The sequence below is a fragment of the Allobosea sp. OK403 genome (assembly GCF_900113835.1).
In the GTDB taxonomy this organism is placed as follows: domain Bacteria; phylum Pseudomonadota; class Alphaproteobacteria; order Rhizobiales; family Beijerinckiaceae; genus Allobosea.
Window position 1 is genome coordinate 48774 of record NZ_FOQV01000002.1, and the last position, 13216, is coordinate 61989.

Annotated in this window: 17 protein-coding genes; 4 read left to right on the plus strand and 13 right to left on the minus strand. The window is 65.1% G+C overall.

Features of this window, described 5'->3' with window-relative positions:
- Positions 1-125 precede the first annotated feature (125 nt).
- Positions 126-650: a DedA family protein gene (locus tag BMZ97_RS06040; protein ID WP_244546272.1), complete on the plus strand. Its 525-nt coding sequence runs from the start codon at positions 126-128 to the stop codon at positions 648-650.
- 258 nt (positions 651-908) lie between these two features.
- On the plus strand, positions 909-1283 hold the full coding sequence (locus BMZ97_RS06045) for a ComEA family DNA-binding protein (RefSeq protein WP_175525445.1): 375 nt from the start codon (positions 909-911) through the stop codon (positions 1281-1283).
- 83 nt (positions 1284-1366) lie between these two features.
- Here BMZ97_RS06045 and BMZ97_RS31165 read toward each other — a convergent pair whose 3' ends face one another.
- From BMZ97_RS31165 to BMZ97_RS06065, 5 genes are all read right to left on the minus strand, one after another.
- Complete coding sequence (locus BMZ97_RS31165) at positions 1367-1504, minus strand: hypothetical protein (protein ID WP_175525446.1); 138 nt, start codon at positions 1502-1504, stop codon at positions 1367-1369.
- 41 nt (positions 1505-1545) lie between these two features.
- A complete protein-coding gene (locus BMZ97_RS06050; RefSeq protein WP_092166749.1) occupies positions 1546-1773 on the minus strand; it encodes a hypothetical protein in 228 nt (75 codons plus the stop codon).
- A gap of 40 nt (positions 1774-1813) precedes the next feature.
- On the minus strand, positions 1814-2005 hold the full coding sequence (locus tag BMZ97_RS06055) for a hypothetical protein (RefSeq protein ID WP_092166751.1): 192 nt from the start codon (positions 2003-2005) through the stop codon (positions 1814-1816).
- A gap of 310 nt (positions 2006-2315) precedes the next feature.
- The gene (gene ilvC, locus BMZ97_RS06060) at positions 2316-3335 is read right to left on the minus strand and encodes a ketol-acid reductoisomerase (RefSeq protein ID WP_092166753.1); all 1020 of its coding nucleotides are present in this window, start codon (positions 3333-3335) and stop codon (positions 2316-2318) included.
- Positions 3336-3351: 16 nt separating this feature from the next.
- On the minus strand, positions 3352-4014 hold the full coding sequence (locus tag BMZ97_RS06065) for a TetR/AcrR family transcriptional regulator C-terminal domain-containing protein (protein WP_092166755.1): 663 nt from the start codon (positions 4012-4014) through the stop codon (positions 3352-3354).
- A 179-nt stretch (positions 4015-4193) separates the two neighbouring features.
- Between BMZ97_RS06065 and BMZ97_RS06070 the strand changes: the two genes are divergently transcribed.
- Positions 4194-4745 carry a DUF924 family protein gene (locus BMZ97_RS06070; RefSeq protein WP_092166756.1) on the plus strand — a complete coding sequence of 184 codons (552 nt, stop codon included), beginning with the start codon at positions 4194-4196 and terminating at the stop codon, positions 4743-4745.
- A 38-nt stretch (positions 4746-4783) separates the two neighbouring features.
- Here the strand turns inward: BMZ97_RS06070 and BMZ97_RS06075 are convergent, their stop codons facing one another.
- From BMZ97_RS06075 to BMZ97_RS06105, 7 genes are all read right to left on the minus strand, one after another.
- Complete coding sequence (locus BMZ97_RS06075) at positions 4784-5509, minus strand: haloacid dehalogenase type II (RefSeq protein WP_092166758.1); 726 nt, start codon at positions 5507-5509, stop codon at positions 4784-4786.
- Between the two features lie 108 nt (positions 5510-5617).
- Complete coding sequence (locus BMZ97_RS06080; protein ID WP_092166760.1) at positions 5618-6364, minus strand: helix-turn-helix domain-containing protein; 747 nt, start codon at positions 6362-6364, stop codon at positions 5618-5620.
- A gap of 98 nt (positions 6365-6462) precedes the next feature.
- On the minus strand, positions 6463-6660 hold the full coding sequence (locus tag BMZ97_RS06085) for a hypothetical protein (RefSeq protein ID WP_139221165.1): 198 nt from the start codon (positions 6658-6660) through the stop codon (positions 6463-6465).
- Positions 6661-6683: 23 nt separating this feature from the next.
- Positions 6684-7226 (minus strand): acetolactate synthase small subunit, encoded by a 543-nt coding sequence (gene ilvN / locus BMZ97_RS06090; RefSeq protein WP_092166762.1) that lies wholly within the window; start codon positions 7224-7226, stop codon positions 6684-6686.
- Between the two features lie 36 nt (positions 7227-7262).
- On the minus strand, positions 7263-7952 hold the full coding sequence (locus BMZ97_RS06095) for a glutathione S-transferase family protein (protein ID WP_092166771.1): 690 nt from the start codon (positions 7950-7952) through the stop codon (positions 7263-7265).
- On the minus strand, positions 7949-8656 hold the full coding sequence (locus BMZ97_RS06100; RefSeq protein ID WP_092166772.1) for an aspartate/glutamate racemase family protein: 708 nt from the start codon (positions 8654-8656) through the stop codon (positions 7949-7951). Before BMZ97_RS06100 ends, BMZ97_RS06095 begins: the two co-directional genes overlap by 4 nt.
- A gap of 78 nt (positions 8657-8734) precedes the next feature.
- Positions 8735-10498, minus strand: a complete 1764-nt coding sequence (locus BMZ97_RS06105) for an acetolactate synthase 3 large subunit (RefSeq protein ID WP_175525447.1) — start codon at positions 10496-10498, stop codon at positions 8735-8737.
- A 364-nt stretch (positions 10499-10862) separates the two neighbouring features.
- Here BMZ97_RS06105 and BMZ97_RS06110 point away from each other — a divergent pair, with 364 nt between their 5' ends.
- Complete coding sequence (locus BMZ97_RS06110; protein ID WP_092166774.1) at positions 10863-12323, plus strand: GGDEF domain-containing protein; 1461 nt, start codon at positions 10863-10865, stop codon at positions 12321-12323.
- Positions 12324-12326: 3 nt separating this feature from the next.
- On the opposite strand, the gene miaA is transcribed toward BMZ97_RS06110, so the two are convergent.
- Positions 12327-13187: a tRNA (adenosine(37)-N6)-dimethylallyltransferase MiaA gene (gene miaA, locus BMZ97_RS06115; RefSeq protein ID WP_244546343.1), complete on the minus strand. Its 861-nt coding sequence runs from the start codon at positions 13185-13187 to the stop codon at positions 12327-12329.
- Between the last annotated feature and the right edge of the window lie 29 nt (positions 13188-13216).

Genomic DNA, 13216 nt, shown 5'->3' on the forward strand with positions numbered 1-13216 from the left:
ATCCCCCGGCGAAGGCAAAGCCGTCCTTCGGCGAAGGAAGCTGGCATTCGCGCAAAGCCTGCGGTTGCATAACCTTGTGGCGGACGCGATAAGCCGATGCCCCCGCCGGAAAGATCACGCTCGCCATGGCCCAACTCGAACTCTGGATGCAAACGCTCGTCGAGTTCATGCGGGCCCATCAGGAATGGGCGATCCCGATCGTCTTCCTGGTCGCATTCTGCGAATGCGTCGCGATCCTGTCCTGGCTCGTGCCGGCAACGGTGTTCTTCACCGCCTTTGGAGCCGCCGCCGGCGCCTCGGGCCTCAACCTGGTCCCACTCGCCATTGCGGCGTCGGTCGGCGCCGGCTGCGGCTTCTGGATCTCCTATTGGGCGGGCCTCGTGCTCGGCCCCCGCGTCGACCATCATTGGCCGTTCAACAAGAACCCCGAGCTTTTGGCGCGCGGCCATGCCTTCTTCGAGAAATGGGGTGTCGCCAGCATCCTGATCGGCCATTTTTTCGGGCCGCTGCGCGCCGTCATCGCGATCGTCGCCGGCATCGTGCAGATGCCGTTCTGGCCTTTCCAGATCGCCAACTGGGTCGCCTCGACCGCCTGGGGTTTTGCGCTGCTTTACGGAGCCGGGCGCCTCGCTGAATTCATGACGAAATAGCGCGGGCCGCGACAAGCAAGCGCCGGTTTCCCGCGATCGGAAACCCGCTCCCGAAACACTGCAATTGGCTGAATGCGCCATTCAGCGCGGGTTCACGCCGCCAGGCGCGATATGGCGTCGTCACGTCGGCACCCCGCCATCGAGCGGTTCGACACTGCCGTGACACGCTGGACCGGCCTCAAGCCGGCGGCGTCGTCTGGCGAAGGGCCCGGCCTCCGTCAGATGCGACAATCCGGGCCGAACACTGAGGTCCATGACATGACGATCTCCCGTTTCCTGATCCCCCTCGCCGCGCTCGCTCTGACCGCCAGCCAGGGCTTCGCCCAGACAGCAACGCAGCCCGCAACACCTGCAAAGCCAACCGCTCCGGTCACCGCCCCGGCTGCTCCCGCGGTTCAGCCCGCCAAGCCGGCCGCCCCGACAGCGGCGCAGCCCGCCCAGGCCAAGAAGATCAACATCAATACGGCGACCGCCGCCGAGCTCGACACGCTGAAGGGCATTGGCGAGGCACGCTCCAAGAAGATCATCGAGGAGCGCGCCAAGGCGAAGTTCAAGGACTTCGCCGATCTGGTGAAGCGCAACGTGCTGCCCTCCAATGTCGAAGCCGAGATCAAGGACAAGATCACCTTCTGAACCGGCCCGCGCCGGTTCGGCAGCGAGACGAAGCGAGGCCCGGCGGAACACCGCCGGGCCTTTTCGCTGTCGGGATAAGTCGGTCAGCCGCGGATCAGGCCAGCGATGACCGCCGCCATCAGCCCGAAGCACAGCCCCAGCACGATGCGCGTGAGGGTCTGCGAGTCGAGCAGTTTCAGAACCGTCATGTCGCCCTCCTCTGTCATGTCGAAATTCTTCATGTCGAAATTCTTGGCCCCTCGAAGGCCGTGAGCCTTACGGCTCAGCTCGGAAACGCTCCGACGAGAATGCCTGCGATGGCGCTCAGGATCAGGGCAACGGCGAGCACTAACAGGACAGGCTTGCCGAGGAACCCTTGACGCGCCTCGACGGGCGTCTCGATCGCGGGATCGGCATCGGAATGATCGTCGGCCCGCATCGGTGGAATTCGGCCACCATCCTGCAGCTCTTCGGATTGCGCCTTGGTGCGTTCCTCTGTCGCGGTCGTCATCTCTCGTCTCCTTCTCCCCAGCCGCGATTGCCCTAACGGATCAATCAGGCAGCAGGCCGACGAAGGTGTTGGCGAGCAGTGCGACTACGAGGCCGCCAAGAAGCGCGATCAGCAATGGCCAATTCGGACCGCCCTCCTGCTGAAGGACATCGCCAGGGTCGGCCTCGGTCTCGCGCGCCTGCCGGTCGCGCTCGCGGATGGTCCGTTCGCTGGAATCCCGTTCCCGTGCCATGCCCGTGCCCCGGTTGATCCTGCTAGCCATAGAAACGCACCAAGCGCGCCTCGGTTCCGCCCGATATTGCAAACCGCGCTCCGGAACGAAAAAGGCGGACGCATCGCTGCGCCCGCCTCCTTCGGAAATCAGGACTATCTTAACCTTACCAAGACCTTCCACTGAGAAGCGGAATCAAACCGACAAGACGTTGAATCAGCATGTCAGCGAGCTGGCAGGCGCCAGATCAGGCCCTGGTCTTGTCGACCAGGGCCTTGGCCTTGATCCCAAAGGCCCGGCGCGAGCCGGACCGTCGTGGGAGAAACCTGGATCAGTTCTTGGTCTTGTCGACCAGGGCTTTGGCCTTGATCCAGGGCATCATGTCGCGCAGCTTGGCGCCGACTTCCTCGATCGGGTGGGCGGCCATGCGGGCGCGGGTCGCCTTGAACGAGGTCTGGTTGACCTTGTTCTCCAGCATCCAGTCTCGGGTAAACTTGCCCGACTGGATGTCGGTCAGCACGCGCTTCATCTCGGCCTTGGTCTCAGGCGTGATGATGCGCGGGCCGGTGACGTACTCGCCATACTCGGCCGTGTTCGAGATCGAGTAGTTCATGTTCGCGATGCCGCCCTCATAGATCAGGTCGACGATCAGCTTCACCTCGTGCAGGCACTCGAAATAAGCCATCTCGGGGGCGTAGCCGGCCTCGGTCAGCGTCTCATAGCCGGCCTTGATCAATTCGACGATGCCACCGCAGAGCACGACCTGCTCGCCGAAGAGATCGGTCTCGCACTCTTCCTTGAAGGTCGTCTCGATGATGCCGGCGCGGCCGCCGCCATTGGCGCTGGCGTAGCTGAGGCCGAGGTCATGGGCGTTGCCGGTCGCGTCCTGGTGGATCGCGATCAGGGTCGGCACGCCGCCGCCGCGCTGATATTCCGAACGCACCGTGTGGCCGGGGCCCTTGGGGGCGACCATCAGCACGTCGAGGTCCTTGCGCGGCTCGATCAGGTTGAAATGGACGTTGAGGCCATGCGCGAAGAGGAGCGCGGCGCCCTCCTTCATGTTGCCGTGCAGTTCGTCGCGATAGATGTCGCCCTGCAATTCGTCGGGGGTCAGCATCATCATGACGTCGGAAACCTTGGCGGCCTCGGAGGGGGTCATCACCTTGAAGCCGGCCTCTTCAGCCTTCTTGCGCGTCGCCGAACCAGCCTTGAGCGCGATGATGACGTCTTTGACGCCGGAATCGCGCAGGTTCAGCGCGTGGGCATGCCCCTGCGAGCCGTAGCCCACGATGCAAACCTTCTTGCCCTTGATCAGATTGATGTCCGCATCACGATCGTAATAAACGCGCATTGGGTGTCTCCTTTTGTCACGCGTTGGTCTTATCCAGGCCCGGATCGTTTTTCGCCGTGCCGTAGAGGGTGAGAAACTGTTGCGTCGCGCGCTCCGCATCGCGCTCGATCTCGGCCTGTCCGAGTGTCAGCGCATCGCCCAGCAACAGCCGGATCTGCACGTCGCGGCCGACGAGACCCAGGAAACTGCGAAACGCCGTCTCGGTGTCGTCATAGGCCAGGAGACCGGCCTCGCGCCCGGCATCGAGGACCGGCTTCAGACGCTCGCCAATCGCGAAGCGCCCATTGGCGAGCACGATGGCGCCGAGATTGCCGGCCCGGGAGCCGGCCTGGCTGATGGCAATGCGGTTCAGGGCAACCGAGGTCGAACTCGAGATCACGCCGAGCCAGTTCGCGGCGAAGCGCGTCAGGCTATCGCGCAGGCCAAGCGCATTGAGCGTCTGCCGATCGTAATTGCCCGCCCGTACTTTCGACGCCTGCCACTGCACGGTCGCCGTCAACAAACCGTCGCGATCACCGAACCATTTGTAGAGCGTTTCCTTCGAGCAGCTCGCGCGGCGGGCAACCGCCGTCATGGTCAGGTGATCGCCCTTCTCCACCATTAGCCCCAGCACAGCGTCGAGCACGGCCTGCTGGCGCGCGGTCGGGCCTTCCTGCTGTGCGTCGATGGGACTGGCCATGAAAGGAGCCGCGATTGCGTACCGTACGTTACGGTTCTGCCGTCTACAGGAGCGGGCGCGGCGATGCAAGCGGCTTGGTTCACTGCCGCGGATTCTCCTTGGCCGCGCGCGGAACCCGGGCTACCCGTCCCGCCAAGAGCCTTCGCCTGATCTCAAACGCTTTCGCCTGATTTTAGGAGATGCCCGTGAACCTGCCCTCCGCAGCACAAATTGTCGCCTTCTGGCGCGAAGCCGGCCCGGACAAATGGTTCACCAAGGACGACGCCTTCGACGCCGAAATCCGCCGGCGCTTCCTGGCGACGCATGAGGCTGCGGCAGCCGGCAAGCTGACCGATTGGGAGGCGACGCCTGAAGGCGTCTACGCCTTGCTGATCCTGCTCGACCAGTTTCCGCGCAATCTTTTCCGCGGCAGCCCGCGCGCCTTCGCCACCGACGCCATGGCGCTCGGCATCGCCGAGCGCGCCGTCGCCAAGGGCTTCGACCGCGCCTTCGCACCGCCCGAGAGCCGCTTCATCTACATGCCCTTCATGCATGCCGAGGATCTCGGACATCAGGAGCGCTGCATCGCACTCTGCACGGCCTCGGACGATCCCGACGGCGTGAAATTCGCCGAGATCCACTGCGACATCATCCGCGATTTCGGCCGCTTTCCGCATCGCAACCCGGTGCTGGGGCGGACGACCACCGAAGCCGAGCACGCATTCCTCAATGAAGGCGGCTTCAGCGGCTGAAGCAGGCATGACACCAACCGCCGAGAACCAGGACGCGATCAGGCTGCGGCGGCCTCGCGATGGGCCTGCGCCAATTCGGCCAGGCTCTTGAAGTGGAAGTTCACCTTCGGCTGGTGTTCAGGCAGCGGGGTCGCGCCGCTGCCGGACTTGCCGAAACGCCGGTCGATCCAGGCACAAGCCAGCCCCGCCTCCTTGGCCGGCACATGGTCATGGTAAAGGCTTTGCGCCGTATGCAGCACCGCGCTCGGACCGAGGCCCAGATCGGCCGCGAGATGTTCGAGCAGATAAGCGAAGTTGCGCGGATCAGGCTTATACGAGCCAACATCCTCGGCGGTGTAGATGCCGTCGAAGCTCACCCCTAGTTTCCTGTTGCTGGCGGCAAAGCTCTGGCGGTCGACATTCGACAGGATGACGAGCCGGTAGTGCCGCTTGAGGTAGGCGAGCGCTTCGGCGGAGTCCGGAAAGGCCGGCCAGTCCGGCACGGACGCACCGAAGCGCTCATTCAGATCGGCATGAATGCGCACGCCGAGATCCTTGGCGAAGCGCGCATGAATCACGGAGAGCAGCGTGGAATAGCGTAGCGATGGCGTCGCTTGTTCCTGCTCGCTCTCATAGCGCCCGAAACGGGCGAGCGCCTCCTCGCGCCCCAGATCGAGCTGCCCGGCGCTCAACAGCGGCTGCAGCGCGTTCCAGATCCCGGTTTCCCAGTCGATCAGCGTCCCATAGCAATCGAATGTCAGAACCTTGAACTCGGTCAGCTTCATCGAAAGGCCTCCTCATACGGCATCATGAGGCTCGACCTTAGCGGGGCCCTGCAAGGCCGTGATGAGGCGAAACTCCGAACGAGTTAACCGAAACTGCGATCCTTAGGCTCAGTTCCCCGCCTGGTTGCGGCCGGCGGCACGGAATTCTGACGGCGTGAGGCCGAAGCGCCGCTTGAACTGCCGGTTGAAGGACGAGGCGTTCTGATAGCCCAGTCCGTAGGCGATCTCCGATATCGGCGTGGACGTGCCGACCAATGCATCGACGGCTCGCTCGAACAGCTGGCTGAGTTGCAATTGCTTCGGCGACTGGCCCGTTGTCGCTCGAAACAGGGCATGGAACTGGCTTTGGCCGAGGCCGGCCATCCGGGCCATCTCCGCCACGCTCTCCGTCGGCGCATCTCCAGCGACGCCAAGGACACGGTGCTCGGACCGCGACCAGGGCCGAGGCCGCCGGCTCGGCTCGACGAGACGCAGCCCCGCCAGCGCCAGGCGGGCGGCATCATGAGCCCGGCACGCACCGGCTTCGACCTCGGCGCCGAGTTGGCGGAACATCCGCCACAGCCAGGGCTCGATCCGCGTGAGCGAGGGGCTCGCATTGCACAGCAAAGTCGGCATCGCCTCGCCGGCGAACGCCGCCGTTTCGACGTCGAGGATGAGCATGCTGCAATCCGGGCTCGGCAGGAAATCGTGCTCACAGTCCTGCGGGACGATCGCGACGCAATTGCTCGAGACGATGCCGGACCGTCCCTCGATATCGAGCTTCATGGCGCCATGCATCGGCAGCAGGATCTGGCTGAAGTCGTGGCGATGGCGGTCGCCGCCGCAATAGCTTCGGATTTCGAGATGGACCGACATAGCGTCCCCATGCGCCCGGGATCATGCCGGCCCATTTGCCGCTAACCACCGCGAGCGATCAAGGGCAGACCGCTCCTCGCCGAAGTCCCGAACAACCTCTAGCCGCCCATCTGCTGGCTCGCGATCCGCTGCAGGAAGATCGCCGCGATCGTCAGGATGAAGCCGACCCACCACAGCGGCGAACGCAGGCTCTTACCGCTGCCGGGAGCCTCAGGCTCCGCCTTGCCGCTCATGCGCTGGATGATCGGCCAGGCGAAACAGGAGAAGCCCACGACGCCGAGGCCAAGGGCAACCATATTCAAGGTTTCGGGAGGCATCGTTACATCGCATCCGGGCCACGGCTCATCGCCGCGATGCCGGTGCGCGAGACCTCGGTCAGGCCGACCACCGTCATCAGCTTGATGAAGCGCTCGATCTCGTCGGTCGATCCTGTCAGTTCGAAGACGAAGGAGGTCAGCGAGGCGTCGATCGTGCGCGCGCCGAAGGCTGCAGCCAGGCGCATCGCCTCGACCCGGTGTTCGCCCTTGCCGACGACCTTGACCAGAGCGAGTTCGCGCTCCAGCGCCTCGCCCTGCAAGGTCAGGTCGACGACGCGATGGACGGGCACCAGCCGATCGAGATGCGCCTTGATCTGGTCGATGATGTGGGCCGTGCCCGACGTCACCACCGTAATCCGCGAGATATGCTTGTCGTGCTCGGTCTCCGAGACCGTGAGGCTCTCGATGTTGTAGCCACGGCCCGAGAACAGGCCCGCGATACGGGCGAGCACGCCGGGCTCATTATCGACGATCACGGCGAGCGTGTGCCGGGCGGTGGGCTCGGTCTTGGGGGCGTTGGGGTAATGCGTGGCGGAGTTGGGCATCGGGCAACCTGTGAGCGTCGCGGAAGGAAACAGGGATTAGGATTGGCGGAGATCGACAAGAGCCGGCTCATCGACTTCGTCCTGATCGAGGATCCAGGGCTCTACGAGAGCAGCCTTGAGCCAGTCGCGATAAGCGGGATGCGCCAGCACGACGTCGCAGTAACCCTGGCATAGGGAATCCACCGCGATCCCGTAAGTGTCGAGCCGGCTGGCCACCGGCGCGAACATCGCGTCCGCGGCGCAGAACTCGCCATAGAGATAGGGGCCGCCAGCCGGCATGCCGAAACGCTCGCGCGCCGCGCGCCAGAGCGCGCTGATGCGGGTGACATCCCTGGCGACCTGCGCGCCCCGGTCGCGGCTCGCGAAGCGCTTGCCGAGATTCATCGGGCAGGTGCTGCGAAGCGCCATGAATCCGGCATGCATCTCGCTGACGGCCGCCCGGGCATGGGCGCGCGCGGCTGCATCGCGCGGCCAGATGCCGAGCGTGGGATGCTTCTCGTGCAGATACTCGAAAATCGCCAGCGTTTCCCAGACGGCGACCTCGCCATCGATCAGCATCGGCATTGTCCCGCCGCTGCCGGGCGCATGAGCCAAAATCGCCTCCTTGAAGCCTGGCTGGTCGAGCGGAATGAGCACCTCCTCAAAGGCGATGCCCTTGGCTTGCATCAACAGCCAGGCGCGCAGCGACCAGGACGAATAGCATTTGTTGCCGATGAGGAGTTTCATGCCGCGGCACTCGCGGACTCGACCAGCGCGTCGAGCGCCGCCTCGACATGCAGCACTGTGGTGTCAAACACCGGAATGGCGAAGTCGGCCTGGGAGACCAGCAGCGTGATCTCGGTGCAGCCAAGAATGACGCCGTCGGCGCCCTGCCCTGCCGCCTCCGCGACAATATCCAGATAGCGCGCCTTGGAGGCGGGCTCGATCACGCCCCGGCACAGCTCCTCATAGATGATGCGATGGACGTCGCCGCGCTGGGCGGCATCGGGCACCATCGCATCGACGCCGAAGGCGCGCAGGCGGTCGCGGTAGAAATCCTGCTCCATGGTGAAGCGCGTCGCCAGCAGCAGCGGCCGTCGCGACGGGCTGCGCTTGATCGCCTTGGCGGTGACGTCGGCCAGATGCAGGAACGGCACGCGTGTCGCCCCGGTGATCCTGTCGGCCAGCTTGTGCATGGTATTGGTGCACAAGACGATGCAGCCGGCGCCGGCCTGTTCGAGCCGCCTGGCGCTGTCGGCCAGCACATCGCCGGCGGCCTCCCAGTCACCCCTCGCCTGCATCTCGGCGATCGGCCCGAAATCCAGCGAATGCAGCATGATGTCGGCGGAATGCAGCCCGCCCAGGCGCGCGCGCACGCCCTCGTTGAGCAGGCGGTAATACACCGCCGTCGATTCCCAGCTCATGCCGCCGATCAGGCCGATTGTCGTCATGTGATGCTCCACAACGGCAGTAGGCAATGGGCAGTAGGCAGTCGAATGCCGCCCATTCCTACTGCCGACTGCCTGCGTTCAGACCAGCTGCTTGCCCTTGGCGTCGATGATGTCGCCGGTGTCGCCTTCGAAATCGGGCAGGATCATCTCGTTATGCGCCTTGCCGGACGGGATCATCGGGAAGCAGTTCTCTTCCTTGGCGACGAGACAGTCGAAGATCACGGGCTTGGGCGTGTCGATCATCTCCATGATCGCGTCATCCAGCGAGGCCGGATCGGAGCAGCGGATGCCGTGCCCGCCATAGGCTTCGGCAAGCTTCACGAAATCGGGCAGCGATTGCGAATAGCTCTCCGAATAGCGCCCGCCATGCAGCAATTCCTGCCACTGGCGCACCATGCCCATATACTCGTTGTTGAGGATGAAGATCTTGACCGGCAGCCGATACTGCACCGCCGTCGACATCTCCTGGATGTTCATCAGGATCGAAGCCTCGCCGGCAACATCGATGACGAGGGCCTTCGGATGCTTCATCTGCACGCCGATCGCCGCCGGCAGGCCGTAGCCCATCGTCCCGAGCCCGCCCGAGGTCATCCAGCGGTTCGGCTCCTGGAACCGGAGATACTGCGCCGCCCACATCTGGTGCTGCCCGACCTCGGTCGTGATGTAGGTATCGCGGTCCTTGGTCAGCGCATGCAGCCGTTCGAGTGCGTATTGCGGCTTGATGATCGAGGACGAGTTCTTGTAGGCGAGGCTTTTGCGCGCCCGCCAGCCATCGATCTGCGTCCACCAGGCGGTCAGCGCGGTCTTGTCGATCTGGGGCGAGGTCTCGCGCCAGATCCGGACCATGTCCTCCAGCACATGGGCGCAATCGCCGACGATGCCGATATCGACCTTGACGTTCTTGTTGATCGAAGACCGGTCGATATCGACATGGATCTTCTTCGAGCGCGGCGAGAAGGCGTCGAGCCGGCCGGTGATGCGATCGTCGAAGCGCGCGCCGATATTGATCATGACGTCGCAATCATGCATCGCGAGGTTGGCCTCATAGGTGCCGTGCATGCCCAGCATGCCGAGCCATTGCCGGTCGGCAGCCGGATAGGCGCCAAGCCCCATCAACGTCGAGGTCACGGGATAGCCGGTCAGCCGCGCGAGTTCGCGCAGCAGCGCCGAAGCGTGCGGCCCCGAATTGATCACGCCACCGCCCGTGTAGAACACCGGACGCTTCGCCTTGGCGATCAGTTCGACCGCGGCCTTGATCTGGTTCAGATCACCCTTGACCGTCGGCCGGTAGGTCTTGTGCTGGTTGTCGCGCGGGCGGCTATAGGCGCCGGTCGCGAACTGGATGTCCTTCGGGATGTCGATGACGACGGGGCCCGGGCGGCCATTGGCGGCGACATAGAAGGCCTCGTGCAGGACGCGCGGCAGGTCCGCGATGCTCTTCACCAGGTAGTTGTGCTTGGTGCAGGAGCGCGTGATGCCGACCGTGTCGCATTCCTGGAAGGCGTCGGAGCCGATCAGATGGGTCGGAACCTGGCCGGTGATGACGACGATCGGGATCGAATCCAGCAGCGCGTCGGTCAGCCCGGTGACGGCGTTGGTCGCGCCGGGACCGGAGGTGACGAGCACGCAGCCGACCTTGCCCGAAGAGGAACGGGCATAGCCCTCCGCTGCATGGACCGCGCCCTGCTCATGCCGGACGAGGACATGCTTGACCTTGTCCTGCTGGAACAGCGCGTCATAGATCGGCAGCACCGCGCCGCCCGGATAGCCGAACAGATGTTCGACGCCCTGGTCCTGAAGCGCGCGGACGACCATTTCGGCTCCGGTCATCATCTCGCTCATAACGATCTCCTGCGGCAGCTATGTTGAGGTCGGTCGGGGGGAAAGCGGGCAATAAAAAAGGCCCTCGGAGGGGCCTGGACGTGCGCTGGCGTCGGGGACGCGCGGTTTGTTGAAACCGGCCCCTACCAGCGCACCCGTACGATAATAAGCTTGCGCATCGCGCTTCCACCTTTTGCAGATATTGCCGGACGCTAACCGAGGCGCTGCGCCCGGTCAAGCGGCAACGCGAACCGCCTTCCCGCAGTCGCGCGAGCGGGCCTGTGCCGCCCCCCCCCCGCCGCCAACCCCGAAAATCGATTGACCGAAGGGAACACTTTTTCAAGGACGCGCTGATAGCGTCCGCCGACTTGGATTCAGGAACGCCATGTATCAGGAAGTCCACACCGAGAACATTGTGGCGCGGGCCCATGCAAAGGAGATCGCGGAGCTCCTGCACCGCTTCGCGCAGCATGCCCAGGATGAAGCTGGCGCGCCGCATGAAGCATTCTGCGACGAGGTTTTGCCGCGCTTCGGTGAGGATGTGATGGTGCTCGCCCCCACAGAGGACGGCGACTACACCTATGTCCATTACGGCCGCGAAATCACGCGCTATGTCGGCGGCAGCCGGCTCGGCGAGCGCATCTCCAGCATGACGCCCCAGGTCGCCCGCTTCACCGCCGCCTGCTATGATCAGGCGCTCAGCGACGGCAAGCCGGCCTATACCGTGCATCGCTCGCTCAAGACGGTTCGCGTCTGCCTGTGGGAGCGGCTGGTGATGCCGACCACAGCACGCAATGGCGAGCGCTTCCTCATCGTCTTCAGCCGACCACTGCAGTTCCACGAGGAGCTTCTCACCACGGTCCTGGAGACCTCGCCCTCCGGCATCGTGGCGCTGCGGGTCATGCGCGACGACCAGGGCGACATCACCCGCACGCTGATCATCACCGCCAATCAACGCGCGGCGGTGATGGCGGGTCGGGGCGACGAGAACCTGCACGATACCGATGCGCGCGAGAGCCTGCCCTTCCTCACCGACGCCACGATCTGGCGACGCTGCCTCTACGCCATCGAACTGCGCCGCAGCGACATGATCGAGACCTCCTTCAGCCATGGCGGCAAGGTCACCTGGCTGCAGATCGCCATCGCGCCGCTCGGCGACGGGCTGGTGATGACGATGACCGACGTCTCCGAATTGATGGTCGCCAACCAGACCCTGCAGAGCCGAGCGGCGACGCTGGCGCTCGAGATCGGCCGCGAACGCGCGACCCGCCGGGCCCTGTCGCAGGAGATCGGCCAGCGCGAGGAGCGCGAGCAGGAATTGCGGCGCCTGGCCGAGACAGACCCCCTGACGGCACTCTTGAACCGGCGCTCCTTCATCGAGAAGGCCAACGATGCCATCGCGGCCTGCGATGCGAGCGGCGACGATACCTCGCTGATCATCGTCGATCTCGACCACTTCAAGAGCGTCAATGACAGTCACGGGCACGCCGCCGGCGATGCCGTGATCCGCGCCTTCGCCGATCTGCTGCTCGGCACGGTCCGCTCGGATCGCGACCTCGTTGGCCGCTTCGGCGGCGAGGAATTCGCCGTCTTCCTGCCTCGCGCCAATGCAGCGACGGCGCGGCGCATGGCGCAACGCATGCAGCACACCCTCGAAACCAAGCGCTTGCCGGTGTCGGAGACGCTGGCCCTGCAGGTTTCGGCGAGCTTCGGCATCGCCACGCGGCAGAAGGGCGAGAACTTCACCACCTTCATCGAGCGCGCCGACCGCGCGCTTTACCGCGCCAAGAACGATGGCCGCGACTGCATCAGGCTGGCCGAACCCGCCCTCGTCGCCGCGGCCTGAGCCTCAGGACGCAGCCTCGATCGCCTGCAAGGCCGCATCCAGCGCAGCGGTCGGCGCAACCGCCGTCCACCCCGCCATCTGGTGGCGGAACCAGGTGACCTGCCGCTTGGCATAAGCGCGCGTATCGGCCTGGCCACGCGCGATCGCCTCCGCCAGCGGGAGATCGCCATCGATATGGGCGATCAGCCCCGGCACGCCATGGGCGCGCATCACCGGCAGCAACGCGTCGAGCCGGCGCTCGCGCAGGCGCGCGACCTCGTCCAGCGCGCCTTGCGCCATCATCGCCTCGAAGCGCCGGTCGATCCGCGCGCGGATCTCTTCACGCTCAGGCGCCACGAAGAGGCGCAGCAGCGGCAGGCCGTCGAGCGGGCCCGGCCGACGGTCGCCCTGGAAACTCGCTAGCGAACGCCCCGTCGCCTCCAACACCTCCAGCGCCCGCATGGTCCGCATCCGGTCGCTCGGCCGCAACCGCTCCGCCATGGCTGGATCACGCGCCCGGAGCTCATCATGCAAGGCTGCCGTCTCCAGCCCCTCGACACGGGCACGGAACGCCGCCCGCACGGCCTCCGGCACCGGCGGAATCGCCGAGAACCCTTCGGTCAGCGCCTTGAAATAGAGCCCGGTTCCGCCGACCAGCACCGGTAGCGAACCGGCCTGCTGGAGCTCGGCCAGCAGCGCGCCGGTCTCGGCGGCGTAACGCATCGCCGAATAGTTCTCCGCACCATCGACATGGCCATAGAGCCGATGTGGCACGGACGCTTCCTCGGCTTGCGTCGGGCGCGCCGTGATGATCCGGAGATCGCCATAGACCTGCATGGAATCGGCATTGACCACGGTGCCGCCAAAGCGTCGCGCGATCGCCATCGCCAGCGCGGACTTGCCGCTGGCCGTCG

Coding starts and splice junctions, on each gene's coding strand:
- BMZ97_RS06040 (WP_244546272.1), top strand. CDS start 126: ATGGCCCAACTCGAACTCTGGATGCAAACGCTCGTCGAGTTCATGCGG.
- BMZ97_RS06045 (WP_175525445.1), top strand. CDS start 909: ATGACGATCTCCCGTTTCCTGATCCCCCTCGCCGCGCTCGCTCTGACC.
- BMZ97_RS31165 (WP_175525446.1), bottom strand. CDS start 1,504: ATGAAGAATTTCGACATGACAGAGGAGGGCGACATGACGGTTCTGAAA.
- BMZ97_RS06050 (WP_092166749.1), bottom strand. CDS start 1,773: ATGACGACCGCGACAGAGGAACGCACCAAGGCGCAATCCGAAGAGCTG.
- BMZ97_RS06055 (WP_092166751.1), bottom strand. CDS start 2,005: ATGGCACGGGAACGGGATTCCAGCGAACGGACCATCCGCGAGCGCGAC.
- ilvC (WP_092166753.1), bottom strand. CDS start 3,335: ATGCGCGTTTATTACGATCGTGATGCGGACATCAATCTGATCAAGGGC.
- BMZ97_RS06065 (WP_092166755.1), bottom strand. CDS start 4,014: ATGGCCAGTCCCATCGACGCACAGCAGGAAGGCCCGACCGCGCGCCAG.
- BMZ97_RS06070 (WP_092166756.1), top strand. CDS start 4,194: ATGCCCGTGAACCTGCCCTCCGCAGCACAAATTGTCGCCTTCTGGCGC.
- BMZ97_RS06075 (WP_092166758.1), bottom strand. CDS start 5,509: ATGAAGCTGACCGAGTTCAAGGTTCTGACATTCGATTGCTATGGGACG.
- BMZ97_RS06080 (WP_092166760.1), bottom strand. CDS start 6,364: ATGTCGGTCCATCTCGAAATCCGAAGCTATTGCGGCGGCGACCGCCAT.
- BMZ97_RS06085 (WP_139221165.1), bottom strand. CDS start 6,660: ATGGTTGCCCTTGGCCTCGGCGTCGTGGGCTTCTCCTGTTTCGCCTGG.
- ilvN (WP_092166762.1), bottom strand. CDS start 7,226: ATGCCCAACTCCGCCACGCATTACCCCAACGCCCCCAAGACCGAGCCC.
- BMZ97_RS06095 (WP_092166771.1), bottom strand. CDS start 7,952: ATGAAACTCCTCATCGGCAACAAATGCTATTCGTCCTGGTCGCTGCGC.
- BMZ97_RS06100 (WP_092166772.1), bottom strand. CDS start 8,656: ATGACGACAATCGGCCTGATCGGCGGCATGAGCTGGGAATCGACGGCG.
- BMZ97_RS06105 (WP_175525447.1), bottom strand. CDS start 10,498: ATGAGCGAGATGATGACCGGAGCCGAAATGGTCGTCCGCGCGCTTCAG.
- BMZ97_RS06110 (WP_092166774.1), top strand. CDS start 10,863: ATGTATCAGGAAGTCCACACCGAGAACATTGTGGCGCGGGCCCATGCA.
- miaA (WP_244546343.1), bottom strand. CDS start 13,187: ATGGCGATCGCGCGACGCTTTGGCGGCACCGTGGTCAATGCCGATTCC.